This is a genomic window from Frondihabitans cladoniiphilus, from assembly GCF_039544345.1.
Taxonomy (GTDB): domain Bacteria; phylum Actinomycetota; class Actinomycetes; order Actinomycetales; family Microbacteriaceae; genus Frondihabitans; species Frondihabitans cladoniiphilus.
Genome location: NZ_BAABLM010000003.1, coordinates 15,443 through 33,981, shown reverse-complemented (window position 1 = coordinate 33,981; position 18,539 = coordinate 15,443). Strand labels below are relative to the sequence as shown.

Sequence of the window (18,539 nt, the reverse complement as noted above, 5' to 3'; positions counted from 1 at the left end):
AATCAGCATGATCCAGACGACGAGCGCAGAGCGGCTCCTCGACGGCTTCGAGCCCAGCTTCGAAGTCGCCTACGCCAAGGCGATCCCGGAATCCGAATTCGCGGAGCGCATCGCACGACTGCGACGCGCGGCGGCGGTCGCCGAGAACGAGGTGACGCTCATCCACGCCGATGGGCTCACCGGCTTCCAGACTTCGAACACCTATCTCAAGTGGCTGTGCGACTGGTCCCGTGAAGGCATCCTGGTCGTCCCGACGGACGCGTCCGAAGGGATCCACCTCTTCACGTTCTACACGGAATCCGTCATCATGCCACCGCAGGGTGAGGCCGTCGGCGTCGAAGAGGTCTGGCAGATCAGCCCCTTCAGCATCGAATACGGCGGCCGTGCCGGCGATCCGATTCGCAAGACCATCGAGGCCACCGTGAAGCGCTTGACCGAGCTGGGCTACACCCGTTCCAGCATCGGCCTCGTCGGCGACCGCCTCTCGGCCGACTTCTGGCGTGTCCTCGCCGACGAACTGCCGAAGGCTCGGTTCTCCGACCGCACGGAGACTCTGAACGACATGACGAAACTCCTGTCCGAGAACGAGCGTGATCAGGTTCGCACGGCCGCACAACTGGCCGACGTCGCGTACGAGGCCGCCTGCCATGTCACGAGGCCGGGGGTCACCGACTTCGAGATCTACGCGGCCTTCACCTTCGCCCAGATGTCGCGGGGCGGCGAGACCGGCGACGGCTACCAGATCGGCGTCAACCAGTGGGGCACCGCCTGCGGCAAGCCGTACGGCCACGTCGTCCGAGACGGTGACCTGCTCAACCTCTACGTCTCGAACGTCAAGTACCACGGTTACACCGCGCAGATCGCCCGGATGATCGCCATCGGGACGATCACCGAGAAGCAGGAGACCACGTTGGCCATGTGCGCCGACGCCGTCCGTCGTGCCGAGGCGAAGATCCGTCCCGGCGTTCCGATCCACGAATTGCACGACGCGGCCTTCAGCGCGTACACCGACCGCGGATACCTCTCGGCCGAGCAGACCGAGACCGCGAAGATGCCCTACAACTGGGAGTCGGAAAAAGACGGAGGCGCCCGCAAGGTGCCGCGGCAGTACGTCCCGGACGTCGACTACGAGGCCAGTGGCCGCCGCCTCGAGCGCGTGTACCCGGCAACCTTCGGCCCTCACAACCCGAACCTCGGGCACAGTGTCGGAAACATGGGCGGCCCGAAGTTCAACGTCACCAGCCACAACACCGAGCTGCTGCAGCCGGGCATGGCGATGGTGCTGCACGCGCAGTGGCTCGACCCGCTGAGCGACGGTGCCAACATCGGCGACATGTTCCTCGTCACCGAGGGCGGCTACGAGAACCTCAGCCGCCACACGTCGGTGGACGCCTTCCGCGTCGACGCCTGATCGTGCGGAGTGCCCGCCTCGGCCTCGGTCGGGGCGGGCTGCCGTGCTCCGGCATCCGGTTTCGAGCCTCGCCGCCCCGTCCGACGGCTCGCGGACTTCGGCGCGTTCGCAGCCGAGGCCCCGGAACGACGGGCCTCCGACCGGCGCAATAAAGCGTTACGCAGTGGCGATGCCGGCGAAACGCGGGGATGGTGGACTCGTTGTCATAAGGAGGGGATCCGTCTCGCTCCCGATCCTCGCCGTCTCGGCGACTCCGCCAGGCACCGAAAGGGAAGCGACCATGACCACTCAGCTCGAGTTCTCCCGCAGCATCCGCACCGCGCCCGCTCGTCCGGCCGCGCGCCGCCCTCTCTCGACCCTCCGCGGTCTCGTCGTGCACGGCGCCGAGCGCGGGCGACTCCTCGGTTTCCCCACCGCCAACCTGGCCACCGACGCCGAGGGCACCATCCCCGCGGACGGCATCTACGCCGGCCACCTCACGGTGGAGGGGCGCACCTACGCGGCCGCCATCTCCGTCGGCAGCAACCCGACCTTCGAGGGCGTCCCCGCGCAGCAGGTCGAGGCGCACGTCATCGACGAGTCCCTCGATCTCTACGACCGCGTCGTCACGGTCGACTTCGTGTCGCGCATCCGCGGCATGGTCGCGTTCACCGGGGTCGACGACCTCATCGAGCAGATCGCGGTGGACGTCGAGGTCGCGCGTCGGGTCCTCGCGGCCTAGCTGTACTCGGGCGTGACGTCGGTGGCACGTCTGGTGGGCCGCCAATCCGCTGCCGCGCCTCGGAAGCGGCGAGGGCTCTAGTCCGCGGCGTGGTTCTGCGCCGCAAGCGAGGGTCCGCGCCGCAAGCGAGGGTCTGCGCCGCAAACGAGGGTCCGTGCCGTCCGCCCGCGCATCCCACCCGCCCGACATGCGAGAACCCCCGCCGGACCGAGGTCCGAGCGGGGGTTCTGCGTTGCTGTGGTGTGTTCGACCTACTGGCCGGCCTTCGCGAGGGCCTCGAGGGTCGGGTTGTTGGCGTACGCCGAGACCGCGTTCTCCTTGGTGACGAGCACCGGGGTGAGCTCGACGGCCGGAACCGTCTTGACGCCGTTGTAGTTGTTCTTCTTGTCGAGGACCGTCTTGGGCTTGTCGCCCTTCGACAGCGTGGAGACCAGGTCGACCGCGGCCTGGGCCTCGACGGAGGTGTCCTTGTAGATGGTCGAGTACTGCGTGCCGTTCATGATCAGCGGGATCGAAGCGGTCTCGCTGTCCTGACCGGTGACGACCGGGACGGTCTTGCCGGCGGTCTGGTTGGCCTGGATGATGGCGCGGCCGAGGGTGTCGTTCGGGGAGAGGACGCCGTCGAGGGTGGCCGTGCCGTAGTTGGCCTGGAGGATGTTGCTCATGCGGGTCTGGGCGTTCTGGGCGAGCCAGCCGTCCGTGTTGACCTGCTTGAACGTGGTCTGACCGGACAGGACCTTGAGGGTGCCGTCGTCGATCTTGGGCTGCAGGACGCTCATCGCACCGTTGAAGAACACGGGGGCGTTGGCGTCGGTGGAAGCGCCGGCGAAGAGCTCGACGTTGTACGGGCCCGAGGCCTTCTTGGCCTTGAGTCCGTCGAGGAGCGCCTGGCCCTGGAGCTGGCCGACCTTGTAGTTGTTGAACGCCACGTAGTAGTCGACGTCGGCGGTGCCGGTGATGTTGCGGTCCCAGGCAATGACGGGGATGCCGGCGGCCTTGGCCTGCTTGACCTGCGTGCCGAGCTGCGAGCCGTCCTGGGCGGCGATGATGATCGCCTTGTCGCCCTTGGTGACCATGCCCGAGATCTGGTTCTGCTGGTCGGGGACGGTGTTGGTCGCTGCGGCGTACTGCACGTCGGCCTTGAAGCCGGCCTTCGCGAGGGACGCCTCGAAGGCCGCCTTCGCGAGGACCCAGTTCTGGCTGGTCTTGGCCGGGAGCGCGACGCCGATGGTCGAGCCCTTCGGAACCGAGACGCTCGAGCTGGAGCTCGAGGAAGCCGAACGGGCGGTGGAGCAACCGGTGAGCGTCAGGGCCGCGAGTGCTGCGACCGAAGCGCCCATGATCAGCTGTTTCTTCATTGAAATGCTTCTTTCCTCTTGGTGGGGGATGCACGGGAAGGCATCCGTCTTGCTGAGGGACGTGTGGTGCACATCCCGTGTTTCTGTTGCTGCTGTCTCGACGGGTGCCGCGACCTCGCAACAAAATCGGTGGGGCCGGTGGGATGCGAGGCCCACCGGCCGGTGGGGAGCTAGGGCAGGAGGACCTGCGGCTGGTCCTCGATGGACTCGGGCTGAGCGCCGTCGCCCTTGACGCCACCGTCGGTGGGGCCCTCGTCGGTCTTGTTCTTCTTGCCGAAGCCGCGGGTCAGGTAGCCGATGATCGACGGCCGGCCCTGCGTCTTGTTGTAGACGTCGAACGCGACGGCGAGGAGCAGGACGAGACCGCGGATGATCTGGACCAGGTTGGTGTCGATGCCCTTGAGGGAGAGGCCGTTGGCGAGGAACGCCAGGACCAGACCACCGATGATCGAGGCGATGACGGTTCCGATACCACCGGCGACCGCCGCACCACCGACGAAGACGGCGGCGATGGCGTCGAGCTCCCAGCCGGTGCCGTCGGAGGGGCCGGACGAACCGGCGTAGCCGACGTAGACCATACCGGCGACCGCGGCGAGGATCGACATGTTCATCATGACGAGGAAGTTGACGCGCTTCGAGTTGACACCCGACAGGACCGCGGCGTTCGAGTTGCCGCCGACGGCGTAGAGGTGGCGACCGAAGGTGGTCGTGTTGGTCACGAAGCCGTAGCCGATGACGAGGACGCCGAGGATGATCGCGACGATCGGCACGGAGGTGCCGGCGCGGCCGGAGGCGAACAGGTAGGTGGCGAACAGGGTGACGGCGCCGAGGATGACGATGCGGATGACGCTGGTCCAGACGGGAGCCGGCTGGGCGCCCATGCGGACGCGGTTGCGACGGCCACGGATCTCGAAGTAGATGATCGCCAGGACGGAGATGATGCCGAGGATCAGGGTGCCGTTGCTGTAGCCGGTGTTCGGACCGAAGTCGGGGATGAAGCCGCCACCGATGTTCTGGTAGTCGCTCGGCACCGGGACGGCGGTCGACGAGCCGATGAGCTGGTTCGCGCCACGGAAGATGAGCTGGCCGGCCAGGGTCACGATGAACGCGGGGACCCGGACGTAGGCGACCCAGAAGCCCTGCCAGGCGCCGACGAGGGCGCCGACCACGAGGCCGAGGATGATGGCGACCCACCACGGGAAGTGCCAGACGGCCATCGACTGGGCGACGATGATGCCGACGAACGCGGCGACCGAGCCGACCGAGAGGTCGATGTGGCCGGCGACGATCACCATGACCATGCCGATCGCGAGGATCAGGATGTAGGAGTACTGCTGGAAGACGTTGATCACGTTGCCCGGGTCGAGCGTGATGCCGCCGGTCCAGATCTGGAATCCGACGATGATCACGATCAGCGCGATGATCATGCCGTACTGGCTGATCCCACCGCCTTTGTTGCCCAGGATGCTGTCGAGGTTCTTCTTGAAGTTCGTCATCGAACCGTGGTCCTTTTCGAGGTCATGCTCACCATCAGCGACTCGGGGTTCGCTTCGGCTGCGGTCAATTCATTGGTGATGGAGCCCTCGAAGATCGTGTAGATCCGGTCGGAGAGGCCGAGGAGCTCGGGGAGCTCGGACGAGATGAGGATGACGCCCTTCCCCTGAGCGGCGAGGTCCTGGATGATGCCGTAGATCTCGAACTTGGCGCCCACGTCGATGCCGCGGGTGGGCTCGTCGAGGATCAGCAGGTCGGGGTCGGTGAACATCCACTTCGCCAGGACGACTTTCTGCTGGTTGCCGCCGGAGAGCTTGTTGACTCCCTGGTCGACGTTGTTCGCCTTGGTGCGGAGCGAGCGACGGTAGCGCTCGGACACCTCGTACTCCTCGACGGAGGAGACGACGCCGTTGTGGGTGATCTTGGGCAGGCCGGCCGAGACCGTCGAGCGCTTGATCGTGTCGAGGAGGTTCAGGCCGAGCGCCTTGCGGTCCTCGCTGACGTAGCCGAGGCCGTTCTTGATCGCGTGCGCCACCGTGTCGGTGCGGATCTCGCGGCCGTCCTTGTAGACCTCGCCGGAAACGTAGGTGCCGTAGGAGTGGCCGAAGACGCTCATCGCGAGCTCGGTGCGTCCGGCGCCCATGAGGCCGGCGAAGCCGACGATCTCGCCCTTGCGCACGTAGAAGTTCTCGTTCTTGCAGACGAGGCGCTCGGCGTCGAGGGGGTGGCGGACGGTCCAGTTGCGGACCTCGAAGAACTTCTCGCCGATGTTCGGCGTGCGGTCGGGGAAGCGGCTCTCGAGCGAGCGGCCGACCATGCCGCGGATGATGCGGTCTTCGTTGACCCCGTCGGCCTTGACGTCGAGGCTCTCGATCGTCTTGCCGTCGCGGAGGATCGTGATGGTGTCGGACACCTGCTCGATCTCGTTGAGCTTGTGGCTGATCATGATCGAGGTGACGCCGCGGCCCTTGAGCCCGACGATCAGGTCGAGGAGGTGCTGCGACTCCTGCTCGTTGAGCGCGGCGGTCGGCTCGTCGAGGATGAGGAGCTTCACGCTCTTGTTCAGCGCCTTGGCGATCTCGACGAGCTGCTGCTTGCCGACGCCGAGGCTCTTGACCTTCGTGTCGGGGTCTTCGGAGAGTCCGACGCGGGCCAGGAGGTCCTTCGCGCGCTTCTGCGCCTCGATCCAGTTGATCACGCCGCGCCTGCCGGGCTCGTTGCCCAGGAAGATGTTCTCGGTGATCGACAGCTCGGGGATGAGCGCGAGCTCCTGGTGGATGATCACGATGCCGGCAGCCTCGGACTGCTTGATGCCCGTGAACTGGACGACCTCGGACTCGTAGACGATGTCGCCCGAGTACGTGCCGAACGGGTAGACCCCCGAGAGGACCTTCATGAGAGTCGACTTGCCTGCACCGTTCTCGCCGCAGATCGCGTGGATCTCGCCGGCCTTCACGGTCAGGTTCACGTCGGAGAGGGCCTTCACACCAGGGAACTCCTTGGTGATCGAGCGCATCTCGAGGATGGTTGGGCCACCAGCCATTGTGCACCGCCATTTGTCTGGACATCGTTGTCGGAGCCGGTCGGGAGACCGGGTCGTAGCGGGTCTTTCTCCCGCCGGATCGTCCGCCTGCATCTCTGCCCGGCCAACAACCCTGCATCACACTAAGCCGAGAATGGCCTGAGGTCAAAAGGTTAACGCAACGAATTCGTAACGGCTACAGAAGTCTCGGCCACTGTCGGCCGTTCGGGGGACACGGGAGCCATCAGAGGACCCGCACGGCCTCGCGATGGAACACCAGAGCCGCGGCTCCCAGGGCCTCGCCCCGGTCGTCCAGCGTCGACGCCACGATCTCCGTCGCATCGCGGACGAGCGGCAGCACGTGGCGGGCGAACGCCCGGGAGATCGGCTCGAGGATGGTGTCGCCGAGCGCCGCCAGCGGGCCGCCGAGGACGATGATCTCGGGGCTGAGGATGCTCGCCAGGTCTCCGACGACGCGTCCGATCATCCGGGCCGCGTCCTCGATCACACGGATCACGGCCACGTCTCCGGCTTTGGCTGCGGCCACGAGTTCCTCCGTCGTGGTGATGGACGTCACCGCGCTCAGGCGGTCGAGCATGGCGGTGATGGAGGCCTCGGCCTCAAGGCAGCCGCGATTGCCGCAGCGACAGGCCTGCCCGTCGGCGACCACCTGCACGTGGCCCACTTCGCCGGTGACTCCGGTGGCGCCGTTGAACGGCATGCCGTTGAGGATCAGCCCCGCCCCGATGCCGCTGCCGACCTTGAGGTAGACGAGGTTCGTGACGTGGCCGTGCGGCCCCCAGATCGTCTCGGCCACACTGCCCAGGTTGGCGTCGTTGTCGAGGACCACGGGGATCCCGCCCAGACGGTCCTCCAGCTCGACCACGACGTCGACGAAGGCCCACTCGGCCCAGACCGTGCCGATGACGGGCATGACGTCGCGGCGGTCGATCGAACCCGGGATCCCGACGCCGACGCCGGACAGGGCATCCCACGAGATGCCGGTTCGTTCCAAGAGGTCGCCCAGCAGGTCGCGCGCCAGGTCGAAGCCCACGCGCGGGTCGTACTTCGGCGGGAGGGCGATGGACTCCTCCGCCACGATCGTGTAGTCGGGGTAGACCAGCACGACACGCAGATGACGCCGGCCGAAGCCGATGCCGGCGGCGACGGTGCCGTTGGACGACAGCAGGCGCACCGACGTGGCCCGCCGACCCGACGCCGTGGTCGGGGTGAGGCTGACCAGTCCGTTCTCGGCCATGTGGCTGACGATGTTCGAGATGGTCGCCGTCGAAAGGCCCGTGCGGCGTGCGAGATCGGCCTGCGTGGAGGCGCCGACTTTGACGAGGGCTTCGACGATGCGTTGCTGGTTGCGCTTGCGAAGGGACGTTTGGGAACCGGGACTCTGACGGGGCCCGGGACTCTGCCGTCGGCCCGCCATTGGGCCTTGGAGATTTGACACGCTCGAATCCTCACCTCCCGAACGGGTGACGTCAAGAGGTTAACGCAAACCGTGACCGAATCGCGAAGGGCCCGAACCGATCCGTGACGAATCGATTCGAGCCCTTCGAACTGGCGGGTCAGGCCTCGGCGCCGACCCAGTCGCCGGTGGCGAGGTAGAGCACCTTCTTCGAGATGGAGACCGCGTGATCGGCGAACCTCTCGTGGTAGCGGCTGGCCAGCGTCGCGTCGACGGTGTCGGCGGGGGCGCCCTTCCAGGTCTCGCCGAGGACCTTGTCGAAGACGCTCAGGTGCAGCTCGTCGATGCGGTCGTCGTCGTTGCGGATCTCTTCGGCGAGAGTGACGTCTTCGGTGAGGAGCAGCTGGGTCAGCTTGCGAGCGATCGCCACGTCGAGCTCGCCCAGCTCGGTGAAGGTGGGACGCAGTGACTTCGGCACGACCTTCTCGGGGAAGCGGTAGCGGGCGAGCTGGGCGATGTGCTCGGCCATGTCGCCCATCCGCTCGAGCGACGCGCTGATGCGCAGCGCGCTGACGACGATGCGGAGGTCGCGGGCGACCGGCTGCTGGCGCGCCAGGATGTCGATGGCGAGCTCGTCGAGGCTCACGGAGAGGGAATCGATCTTGTCGTCGTCGGCGATGACCTGCTCGGCGAGGGTGACGTTCGACTCGTGGAACGCTCGGGTGGCGTTCTCGATGGACACCGCCACGAGGCCCGAGATCTCGACGAGACGCTCCTGCACCTCTTGGAGCTCTTGCTGGAATACCTCGCGCATTGTTGTGATCGACCCTCTCGTGTCTTGGACCGGCACGCCCCATGGCGCGACCGAGTGCCCGCGTCGCTCGGTGAGCCTCCCCCGCGAAGGTTAACGCAGGGTGCCCTCCGGCTGAACTCTGTCCAACGTACCGGGCCGGATCGGTGCCTGGCACGGGAGCGTCATCTGCCGTTCACTAACCTGAGTGCCATGTCCTCCTCCTGGCTGGTGCCGGTCGCCCTGGCCTTCGGCGTCCTCGTCGGAGCGGGCATCGTCGTCCTCGTCGTGTACGCGGTGGGCGTCGGGCGTCGTGCCCGCCGGCTCGGAGACGTCTCCCTGCCCGAGGGGGTGGGCGCCGTGCTCGACACCCTCGACTCGGCCGGGTTCGTCGTCGATCCCTCCAACAACGTGCAGAAGGCCTCGTCCGCGGCACTGGCGCTCGGGCTCGTCGCCGGCCAGCAGATCGCCCACCTCGAGGTCGTCGAACTGGTCGAGAAGGCGCGTCTCGCCGAGGGGGCCGTCTCCACCGAGATGTCGCTCGCCCGCACCGAGAGGGACGAGACGGATCTGAGGATGCTCGTCCGGGCATCCCGCCTCGGCTCCCGCTACGTCCTCGTGCTGGCCGAGGACCACACCGAGACGCATCGGCTCGAAGAGGTGCGGCGCGACTTCGTGGCCAACATCAGCCATGAGTTGAAGACGCCGATCGGGGCCGTGGGCCTACTCGCCGAAGCGCTCGCGGAGGCGGCCGACGAGCCCGACCAGGTGCGGTATTTCGCCGGCAGCCTGACTCGGGAGTCGCTGCGGTTGGGGCGTCTCACCCAGGACATCATCGAGCTCTCGCGCCTCCAGGCCGCCGACCCGCTCTCCGGGCCGTCGCTCGTCGACGTCCGCGCGGTCATCCGCACGGCCGTCGACCGCAACCGGGTCGAGGCCGAGGCCCGGAGCATCGAGATCGTCACCCGCGGCGGCAAGCACGCGACCGTCGTCGGCGACGAGGACATGCTGGCCGTCGCCGTCCACAACCTCGTCGCGAACGCGGTCCACTACTCGCCCGACGGCTCGCGGATCGGCATCGGCGCCACCGTCACGGAGTCGGGCTACGTCGAGATCGCCGTGACCGACCAGGGCGACGGCATCGCAGAGGCCGAGCGCGAGCGCATCTTCGAACGCTTCTACCGGGTGGATCCCGCCCGCTCCCGCCGCACCGGCGGCACCGGGCTCGGCCTCGCGATCGTCAAGCACGTCGTGCAGAACCACGGAGGCGACATCCGCCTCTGGTCGCAGGTCGGCTCCGGTTCCACTTTCACCATCCGACTGCCGGAGGCCTCGACGGCCACGGTCCCCGTCCGAGGAGACAGCGAATGACCCACATCCTCATCGTCGAAGACGAAGAGTCCCTCAGCGAGCCCCTCGCCTACATCCTCGAACGCGAGGGCTACCAGGTGTCGGTGGCCGACGACGGTCGCAAGGCCCTTGCGATGTTCGACAAGGAGGGGGCCGATCTCGTACTCCTCGACCTCATGCTCCCCGGCCTGCCCGGCACGGAGGTCTGCCGCGAGCTGCGCCTGCGCTCGCAGGTGCCCATCGTCATGCTGACCGCGAAGGACAGCGAGGTGGACATCGTCGTCGGGCTCGAGCTCGGCGCCGACGACTACGTCACGAAGCCGTACTCGACGCGCGAACTGCTGGCGCGCATCCGTGCCGTCCTCCGCAGACGGGTCGACCTCGACGACCTGTCCGACGCCGTCCTGACCGCCGGGCAGATCTCGATGGACGTCGAGCGTCACGTCGTGACCGTACGGGGCACCGACATCGCCATGCCGCTGAAGGAGTTCGAGCTGCTCGAGCTCCTGATGCGGAACGCGGGACGCGTCCTCACCCGGGGTCAGCTCATCGACCGTGTCTGGGGTTCCGACTACTTCGGCGACACGAAGACGCTCGACGTGCACATCAAGCGGATCCGCTCGAAGATCGAGGCCGTGCCGTCCGAGCCGGTCGCGCTCGTGACCGTGCGCGGGCTCGGGTACCGCATCGAGGCGTAGCGGCGGCTCGCCCCGCCGTCTCGGCGGATGCCCTCGGGCGGACGCCCTCGGACCGTCGCCCTCGGACCGGCGTGCTCGCCCCGCTCTCTCTGCACAGACCAGCCGGAATGCCACCGGGCCCCCGCCGAATCGGCGGGGGCCCGGTGGGCGTTCGTGCGAAAGCGTTCTGCTACGGCGTGGGCGTCGTCGTCGCGGTCGGCGTCGAGATGAGAGGCGTCGCGGTCGGCGTGCTGATGGGGGAGGGCGACGGGAGCAGCGTCTTATACTGCGAGAACGAGCCGTCGAGGACCGGGATCGACAGGGTCTTGCCGGTGGTGTCGCCCGACTGGATGAAGACCTTGAGCAGCGTGCCCGGCTTCTTGTCGATGTCGGAGAGGATGATCTGCTTGTCGCCGCCCTGCGTGCCGCGACGGGTCTGGCCGTTGGCCGGGACGGAGACCGTCTCGGTCGTGTCGCCGGCCACCGACGAGGTGTACTGGAAGCCGACCGAGGCGGTGGAGTCGCCCGTGTTGAGGACGGTGACGCTCAGGCTGGCGGTCTCACCCGAATCGTCGGTGAAGACCATCGCGTTGCGGACCTCGATCTTGCCGACATCGATGCTCGTGCCGTCGCTCGCCTCGTAGTGCTCGGTGGTCGTCTGAGGGCTGATGAAGTTGCAGCCTGCTGTCAACACCATCACGGCCCCGGCTAGAACGACGGTTGCCGTGGTACGTGCTCTCACAGGGTCCTCCAGGTGATCTTGCGGCAGCTCGAAAGCGCTCCCGCTATGCTCTTCAACCCTAGCGTAGCCACGAGCCCGCCCCCGTCCGGTCGGGTGCCCGTGGTATTCTGGGCGCCCCAGAAAGCGAGCCCAGCATGCAGTTCGAGGTCGGCGAAACCGTCGTCTACCCGCACCACGGTGCGGCTGAGATCACCGCAGTCAAGACCCGTGTCATCAAGGGCACCGAGCGTCTCTACCTCACTCTCAAGGTCACCCAGGGCGACCTCGTCATCGAGGTCCCGGCCGAGAACGTCGACCTCGTCGGCGTGCGCGACGTCATCGGGCACGACGGCGTCGAGCACGTGTTCGAGGTGCTGCGCGCCGCCTTCACCGAAGAGCCGACCAACTGGTCCCGCCGCTACAAGGCCAACCTCGAGAAGCTCGCGTCCGGTGACGTCGTCAAGGTCGCCGAGGTGGTCCGCGACCTCTGGCGCCGCGACCAAGACAAGGGGCTGTCGGCCGGAGAGAAGAGCATGCTCGCGAAGGCGCGACAGGTGCTCGTCTCCGAGCTGGCCCTGGCCGAGCACACCGACGAAGAGCAGGCGGCGACCGTGCTCGACGAGGTGCTCGCATCGTAGGCACGCCGACCGGGCGCCCCTCGGGCGCCGTCGCGCGTCCCACCCGGGCCGTCGTCGTCGTCGCGGCGGGCAGCGGTACCCGCCTCGCCCAAGGGCGGCCCAAGGCCTTCGTCGATGTCGGCGGCCGGACCATCCTCGAACGCTCCCTCGTTCCCGTCCTCGCCGCGGCCGACCCGTTCCAGATCGTGGTCGTCGTTCCGGCGGCGCTGGTCGACGAGTCCCGAGCGCTCGTCGAGGCCGCGGCGGGCCACGCAGCGGTCTACGTCGACGTGGTCGCCGGCGGGGCGACCCGCCAGGAGAGCGTCGCGAGCGGCCTCGCCGTCCTCGCCGACGAGGTCGACACGGTGCTCGTGCACGACACCGCGCGTTGCTTCACTCCGACGACCCAGTTCGAGCTCGTCGCCGACACGGTGCGGGCCCTCGGCCACGGCATCGTGCCGGGGCTGCCGGTCAGCGACACGATCAAGCGGGTCGATGCAGACGGCGACGTCCGAGAGACCGTCGACCGCTCCGAGCTCGTGGCCATGCAGACCCCGCAGGGGTTCCCTCGCGACCTGCTCGACGCCGCCTACGCCGGCGCCACCGCCGAGCACACCGACGACGCCGCGCTCTTCGCAGCCGCCGGGCATCGGGTCACGGTCGTGGCGGGCGATCCCGCCGCCTTCAAGATCACGACCCCGTGGGATCTCGCCAGGGCCGAGACGATCGCAGCCGAGCCGTTCGCCGGGGGATCGGCTTCGGCTGACGGCAGAAGCAGCGCGGAGGCGTCGCGCATCGGCATCGGCATCGACGTCCATGCGTTCGACTCCGCTCAGCCGCTACGACTCGGCACCCTCGACTGGCCCGGCGAAGCCGGTCTCGCGGGTCACAGCGACGGCGATGCCGTCGCCCACGCCATCGTCGACGCTCTGCTGTCGGCGGCGGGGCTGGGCGACATCGGCACCCTGTTCGGCACTGCGGACCCCCGATACGCGGGCGCGGCGGGCGAGGTCTTCCTGACGGCGACGCGGGGGATCCTCGACGAGGCCGGGGTGCGCATCGGCAACGTGGCCGTCCAGGTCGTGGGCAATCGGCCGCGCCTCGCGAAGCGGCGGGTCGAGATGGAACGCGCGCTGAGCATCCTCGTCGCCGCCCCCGTCTCGGTCTCGGCGACGACCACGGACGCGCTCGGCTTCACCGGAAGGGGCGAGGGGGTCGCCGTCATCGCCACGGCCCTCGTGCACCCGTCCACCTAAACTGTCGCAGTGACCATACGTCTCTACGATTCCCGCGCGCAGTCCGTCGTCGACTTCGCCCCGCTCGTCGACGGCAAGGTCGGTCTCTACGTCTGCGGCCCGACGGTGCAGTCGTCGCCGCACATCGGCCATCTGCGCTCCGCCCTCGTCTACGACCTGTGGCGCCGGTGGTTCTCGCACCGCGGGCTCGAGGTCACCCTGGTCCGCAACGTGACGGACATCGACGACAAGATCCTCGCCCTGGCGGCCGACACCACGGAGGAGTGGTGGGCCCGCGCCTACCGATATGAACTCGAGTTCACCGCCGGCTACCAGGCGCTCGGAATCCTCGCCCCGACCTACGAGCCGCGCGCCACGGCGAGCGTGACCGAGATGCAGGCCATCGTGTCGCGCCTCATCGAGCGCGGGCACGCCTACCCGGCACCCGACGGCTCCGGCGACGTCTACTTCGACACCGGCAGCTGGCCCGCGTACGGCGATCTCACCCACCAGAAGCTCGACGACATGGCCTCCGCGGCGGACGCCGACCCGCGCGGCAAGCGCGACCCCCGCGACTTCGCGCTTTGGAAGGGCACCAAAGAGGGCGAGCCCGAGTCGGCGTCCTGGCCGTCCGCCTGGGGCGACGGGCGGCCGGGCTGGCACATCGAGTGCTCTGCCATGTCGCGCCGCTACCTCGGCGCCGAGTTCGACATCCACGGCGGCGGCCTCGACCTGCGGTTCCCGCACCACGAGAACGAGCTCGCGCAGTCGACGGCAGCCGGTGACGGCTTCGCCCGGCACTGGCTGCACAACGGCCTGGTGAACGTCGAGGGCCAGAAGATGTCGAAGTCGCTCGGCAACTCGATCTACGCCGCCGAGTTCCTGGCGCTGGCCCGGCCGATCGTGGTCCGCTACTTCCTGGCCGCCGCGCACTACCGCTCGACGATCGACTATCACGACGGAGCTCTCGACGAGGCCGAAGCCGCCCTCGACCGCATCGAGACCTTCCTCGAGCGCGCCGCACGTCGTCTCGGCGACACCCGCTTCGCCGGGGTGGGCGCTCGCGTGGTCCCCGACGCGTTCGCCGAGGCGATGGACGACGACCTCGGAGTGCCGCAGGCCCTCGCCGTGCTCCACGACAGTGTTCGTCGGGGCAACGTGGCGCTCGACGACGACGACCTCGAGACCGCCGCTCACGAGTGGCAGCACACGCTGGCCATGGTCTCGGTCTTGGGCATCGACCCGCAGGCGCCCGAGTGGCGCGCTTCCGGCGACGACGCGACGAGCGTCGCGCTCGGTACCCTCGTCGAGAAGCTGCTCGAAGCACGACAGAGTTCGAGGCAATCGCGAGACTTCGCGAACGCCGACCGCATCCGAGCCGATCTGGCCGCTGCGGGCATCATCATCGAGGACGGCCCGTCGGGGTCGCATTGGAGCATCGCACAGTGAAGAACACATCAGGAGAACGCAAGGGTCGTCCCGGTGCCGTGCGCCAGGGCGGCAAGGGCAAGCAGGTCGGTTCCGGAGGCCAGGGCCGTCAGGCTCTCGAGGGCAAGAAGCCCACGCCCAAGGCCGAAGACCGTCCGTACCACCCCGCCGGCAAGCGCAAGGCCGCCCAAGACCGCCTCGCCGCGGCGAAGGGTCGCGCCGGCAACTCGGCCGAGCGCCCGATCCGTCAGGCCAGCGTCCGCACCCTCGCCGACCGCTCGGCCCCGCCGCGCGCGAAGCAGAAGGCCGGTGACGACAGCGAGATCGTGACGGGGCGCAACTCCGTGCTCGAGGCACTGCGGGCGCGCATCCCCGCGACGACCCTCTACATGGCGACCCGCCTCGAGATGGACGACCGCGTAAAAGAGATCCTGACCCTGGCGACCCGTCGTGGCATCCCCGTGCTCGAGGTCATGCGACCCGAGCTCGACCGCCTGACCGGCCCCGACTCGGTGCACCAGGGCCTGGCCCTCAAGGTGCCGCCGTACGAGTACGCCCACCCGCTCGAGATGCTCGACCAGGCCGAGCGTCGGGGCCAGAAGCCGCTCTTCGTCGCGCTCGACGGCATCACCGACCCGCGCAACCTCGGGGCGATCATCCGCAGTGTGGCCGCGTTCGGCGGCCAGGGCGTCATCGTGCCTCAGCGTCGCTCGGTCGGGCTGACCGCCTCGGCCTGGAAGACGTCTGCCGGAGCGGCCGCGCGCATCCCCGTCGCCATGGCCGGCAACCTGACACAGACCCTGAAGGCCTTCAAAGAGCGTGGCGTGTTCGTCCTCGGCCTCGACGGCGGCGGAGACGTCAGCCTGCCGGGCCTCGAACTCGCCGACCAGCCGCTGGTGCTCGTCATCGGCAGCGAGGGCAAGGGGCTGTCGCGCATCGTAACCGAGACCTGCGACGCCATCGTGTCGGTGCCGATCACCGCGACGACCGAAAGCCTCAACGCGGGCATCGCGGCCAGCGTCACCCTGTACGAGGTCTCGAAGCTGCGGGCCGAGCGCAAGCGCAAGTAGGCGGGCCGCCCAGCCCCGGTGGGCCGTGCCGAACAGGGGGGCTCGCAGTAGCGGTGCCGCAAATGGCGCGTGTTTCGAACTCCGAGTCGGCGGCAGGCCTCCACGCATGCGGCGGTCGGCGTGAATCGCTCGCGATTTGTGACGCCCCCCGACAGATGAGCCCGAAACGGCGGGGTAGGCGTCAGACCTTCGAGCGCCAGTCGTCGGCGTCGGCCTCGGCGTCGACGACCCCGACCGGCAGAGTGATCGACTCCGTCGGCGGCGCGATCAGCAGTTGCTCGTCGCGTCGATGCCGCAGCACGTCGTTGATGTACGAGGTCAGCGCTTCGGCCAGCGGCACGTCTCGCGCTTCGGCCTGCGACTGGTACCACCGGTGCTCGAGCAGCTGGTGGAAGATCTCGGCCGGCTCGAGTCGCCCTCGGAGATCTCGAGGGATCGCCCGGATCACGGGTTCGAAGACGCGTGCCGCCCATTCGTGTGCAACGCGCTCCTCGTCGAGCGACGACTTGTCGACCTTGATCGCGTAGGCGTCGAGGTCGTTCAGAAGCCGCCGCGCCTGGTTCTCCTGGGCGTCGAGGCCGGTGAGGCGGAGCAGTCGACGCGAGTGGTGTCCGGCGTCGACGACCTTCGGCTGGATCCGCACCTGGGTGCCACCCTCGGTCGTCTTGATGGCCAGCTCCTCGATGTCGAAGCCGAGGTCGTTGAGCCGCTCGACACGATCGTTGATCCGCCAGCGCTCGGTGTCGGAGAAGGTCTCGGTACCGGTCAGCTCGGTCCAGAGGCTGCGGTATTTGGCCACGATGCCGTTCGAGACGTCCACCGCGTCGAGGTCCTCGTCGAGACGGTCGCCGGCCTCGAGGTCGAGCAGTTCGCCGGCGATGTTGACGCGGGCCACCTCGAGGTCGTTCTCCCGCTGGCCGTTGGAGAGGCCGCCGGGGTAGAGCTTTCCGGTCTCGGCGTCGACGAGGTAGGCCGCGAAGGCTCCGGCATCGCGCCGGAAGAGCGTGTTCGAGAGCGAGACGTCGCCCCAGTAGAAGCCGATGATGTGCAGGCGCACCAGGAGGAGGGCGAGGGCATCCACCAGTCTCGCCGCCGTGTCGGGCCGGAGCTTCTGCGAGTAGAGCGCCCGGTAGGGGAGGGAGAACTTGAGGTGCCGCGTGACGAGCACCGAGTTCAGCGCGTTGCCGTCGTCGTCGCGGCGGTTGGAGATGACCGCCAGCGGGTCGACGCAGGGGATGTCCATCCGCTGCAGGGTCCGGAGCATCTCGTACTCCGAGCGCGCCATCTCGTCGGAGGTCTCTTTGATCGCGATGACGTACCCGCTGAGGTAGGCGAACCGCACCAGGTGGCGCGAGATGCCCTTGGGCAGGGTCGCGATGGCGTCTTCGGGCCAGACCTCGAGCGGCAGGTTCCAGGGCAGGTCGAGGAGGGCGGGGTCGGCGGTGGCCGACGTGATGCTGAGGGAGGTCACGGTGTCCGATCGAGAGGGCGGAAACGGAAGCGGCCCGCCGGGACGACCACGAGGGATGCTCGGGTCGACTCCGACGGGCCGGGTCGCGGATTGCTAGGCGGTCACCACGGCCTTGTTGCCGAGGCGGAGGCCCGACTCGGTGTCGAAGACGTGGAGGTGCGCGTTCTTCGGGGCGACGAAGATCGTGTCGCCGTGCATGGCGTGGATGCGACCGTCGACGCGGGCGACGATGTCGGCGCGCTGCCCCTCGACGTCGGCGTGACCGTAGAGGTAGCCGTCGGCGCCGAGTTCTTCGACGACGTCGACGACGACGCGGAGGCCGCTCTCGTCGTTCGAGATGACCACGTCCTCGGGGCGGACTCCGATGGTGACGGACTTGGCGGTCGCCTGCGAGAGGATGTCGCGGTCGATGGCGGCGGTGCTGCTGCCGAAGGTGACGCCGCCGTCGACGACGGAGGCTGGCAGGAGGTTCATGGCGGGGGAGCCGATGAACCCGGCGACGAACACGTTGTCGGGCTTCTCGTAGAGGTCGCGCGGGGTGCCGACCTGCTGCAGGACGCCGTCTTTCAGGACGGCGATGCGGTCGCCCATCGTCAGCGCCTCGGTCTGGTCGTGCGTGACGTAGACCGTGGTGACGCCGAGACGCCGCTGGAGCGACGCGATCTGCGTGCGGGTCTGCACGCGGAGCTTGGCGTCGAGGTTCGACAGCGGCTCGTCCATGAGGAAGACCTGGGGCTGACGCACGATGGCGCGACCCATGGCGACGCGCTGACGCTGACCACCGGAGAGCGCCTTCGGCTTGCGGCTCAGGTAGGGCTCGAGGTCGAGGAGCTTGGCGGCCTCGAGAACGCGGGTGGCGCGCTCGTCCTTGTTGACGCCGGCGATCTTCAGGGCGAAGCCCATGTTCTCGGCGACGGTCATGTGGGGGTACAGCGCGTAGTTCTGGAAGACCATCGCGATGTCGCGGTCTTTCGGCGGCACGTCGGTGACGTTGCGGTCGCCGATGAGGATGTCGCCCGAGTTGACCTCTTCGAGGCCGGCGAGCATTCGGAGGGTGGTGGACTTGCCGCAACCGGACGGGCCGACCAGGACGAGGAACTCGCCGTCGGCGACCTCCAGGTCGATGGCGTCGACCGCGGGGCGGGTCGATCCGGGGTAGAGACGGGTTGCCTTGTTGAACGTCACGGACGCCATGATGCATTTCTCCTTCACCGGCAGGTACGTGCCGGACGATCCGTTGTGATGGATGGCCGTTGG

The 18,539-nt window shown here is 68.3% G+C and carries 16 protein-coding genes; 8 read left to right on the top strand and 8 right to left on the bottom strand.

What is annotated here, in order from left to right:
• Positions 1-7: 7 nt before the first annotated feature.
• Both ABEA39_RS08310 and ABEA39_RS08305 read left to right on the top strand, forming a co-directional pair.
• Entirely contained in the window at positions 8-1,411 is a 1,404-nt protein-coding gene (locus tag ABEA39_RS08310; protein WP_345375375.1) for a M24 family metallopeptidase, read from the top strand.
• 280 nt (positions 1,412-1,691) lie between these two features.
• A complete protein-coding gene (locus tag ABEA39_RS08305; RefSeq protein ID WP_425556941.1) occupies positions 1,692-2,132 on the top strand; it encodes a riboflavin kinase in 441 nt (146 codons plus the stop codon).
• A 251-nt stretch (positions 2,133-2,383) separates the two neighbouring features.
• Here ABEA39_RS08305 and ABEA39_RS08300 read toward each other — a convergent pair whose 3' ends face one another.
• The 5 genes from ABEA39_RS08300 to phoU all read right to left on the bottom strand — a co-directional run bounded on the left by ABEA39_RS08300 (position 2,384) and on the right by phoU (position 8,737).
• A complete protein-coding gene (locus ABEA39_RS08300; RefSeq protein WP_345375374.1) occupies positions 2,384-3,490 on the bottom strand; it encodes a sugar-binding protein in 1,107 nt (368 codons plus the stop codon).
• Positions 3,491-3,660: 170 nt separating this feature from the next.
• A complete protein-coding gene (mmsB, locus tag ABEA39_RS08295; RefSeq protein WP_345375373.1) occupies positions 3,661-4,986 on the bottom strand; it encodes a multiple monosaccharide ABC transporter permease in 1,326 nt (441 codons plus the stop codon).
• On the bottom strand, positions 4,983-6,527 hold the full coding sequence (gene mmsA, locus ABEA39_RS08290) for a multiple monosaccharide ABC transporter ATP-binding protein (RefSeq protein ID WP_345375372.1): 1,545 nt from the start codon (positions 6,525-6,527) through the stop codon (positions 4,983-4,985). Before mmsA ends, mmsB begins: the two co-directional genes overlap by 4 nt.
• 223 nt (positions 6,528-6,750) lie before the next feature.
• Positions 6,751-7,965: an ROK family transcriptional regulator gene (locus ABEA39_RS08285; RefSeq protein ID WP_345375371.1), complete on the bottom strand. Its 1,215-nt coding sequence runs from the start codon at positions 7,963-7,965 to the stop codon at positions 6,751-6,753.
• Between the two features lie 118 nt (positions 7,966-8,083).
• Complete coding sequence (gene phoU, locus ABEA39_RS08280; protein WP_345375369.1) at positions 8,084-8,737, bottom strand: phosphate signaling complex protein PhoU; 654 nt, start codon at positions 8,735-8,737, stop codon at positions 8,084-8,086.
• Between the two features lie 189 nt (positions 8,738-8,926).
• Here phoU and ABEA39_RS08275 point away from each other — a divergent pair, with 189 nt between their 5' ends.
• The gene (locus ABEA39_RS08275; protein ID WP_345375368.1) at positions 8,927-10,084 is read left to right on the top strand and encodes a sensor histidine kinase; all 1,158 of its coding nucleotides are present in this window, start codon (positions 8,927-8,929) and stop codon (positions 10,082-10,084) included.
• The gene (locus ABEA39_RS08270; RefSeq protein WP_345375367.1) at positions 10,081-10,761 is read left to right on the top strand and encodes a response regulator transcription factor; all 681 of its coding nucleotides are present in this window, start codon (positions 10,081-10,083) and stop codon (positions 10,759-10,761) included. Before ABEA39_RS08275 ends, ABEA39_RS08270 begins: the two co-directional genes overlap by 4 nt.
• Before the next feature lie 169 nt (positions 10,762-10,930).
• Here the strand turns inward: ABEA39_RS08270 and ABEA39_RS08265 are convergent, their stop codons facing one another.
• A complete protein-coding gene (locus ABEA39_RS08265; protein ID WP_345375366.1) occupies positions 10,931-11,437 on the bottom strand; it encodes a hypothetical protein in 507 nt (168 codons plus the stop codon).
• A 179-nt stretch (positions 11,438-11,616) separates the two neighbouring features.
• On the opposite strand from ABEA39_RS08265, the gene ABEA39_RS08260 reads away from it, so the two are divergent.
• From ABEA39_RS08260 to rlmB, 4 genes are read left to right on the top strand one after another with little or no spacing between them, the layout of a single operon-like run.
• Complete coding sequence (locus ABEA39_RS08260; RefSeq protein ID WP_345375365.1) at positions 11,617-12,099, top strand: CarD family transcriptional regulator; 483 nt, start codon at positions 11,617-11,619, stop codon at positions 12,097-12,099.
• Positions 12,093-13,334: a 2-C-methyl-D-erythritol 4-phosphate cytidylyltransferase gene (ispD, locus tag ABEA39_RS08255; RefSeq protein WP_345375902.1), complete on the top strand. Its 1,242-nt coding sequence runs from the start codon at positions 12,093-12,095 to the stop codon at positions 13,332-13,334. Before ABEA39_RS08260 ends, ispD begins: the two co-directional genes overlap by 7 nt.
• A 9-nt stretch (positions 13,335-13,343) precedes the next feature.
• A complete protein-coding gene (cysS, locus tag ABEA39_RS08250) occupies positions 13,344-14,762 on the top strand; it encodes a cysteine--tRNA ligase (RefSeq protein ID WP_345375364.1) in 1,419 nt (472 codons plus the stop codon).
• Positions 14,759-15,811: a 23S rRNA (guanosine(2251)-2'-O)-methyltransferase RlmB gene (gene rlmB / locus ABEA39_RS08245; RefSeq protein WP_345375363.1), complete on the top strand. Its 1,053-nt coding sequence runs from the start codon at positions 14,759-14,761 to the stop codon at positions 15,809-15,811. The genes cysS and rlmB overlap by 4 nt, the downstream gene beginning before the upstream one ends.
• A gap of 181 nt (positions 15,812-15,992) precedes the next feature.
• Here rlmB and ABEA39_RS08240 read toward each other — a convergent pair whose 3' ends face one another.
• Positions 15,993-17,282 carry a DUF4032 domain-containing protein gene (locus tag ABEA39_RS08240; RefSeq protein WP_345375361.1) on the bottom strand — a complete coding sequence of 430 codons (1,290 nt, stop codon included), beginning with the start codon at positions 17,280-17,282 and terminating at the stop codon, positions 15,993-15,995.
• 93 nt (positions 17,283-17,375) lie between these two features.
• Positions 17,376-18,476: an ABC transporter ATP-binding protein gene (locus tag ABEA39_RS08235; RefSeq protein WP_345375359.1), complete on the bottom strand. Its 1,101-nt coding sequence runs from the start codon at positions 18,474-18,476 to the stop codon at positions 17,376-17,378.
• Positions 18,477-18,539 lie beyond the last annotated feature (63 nt).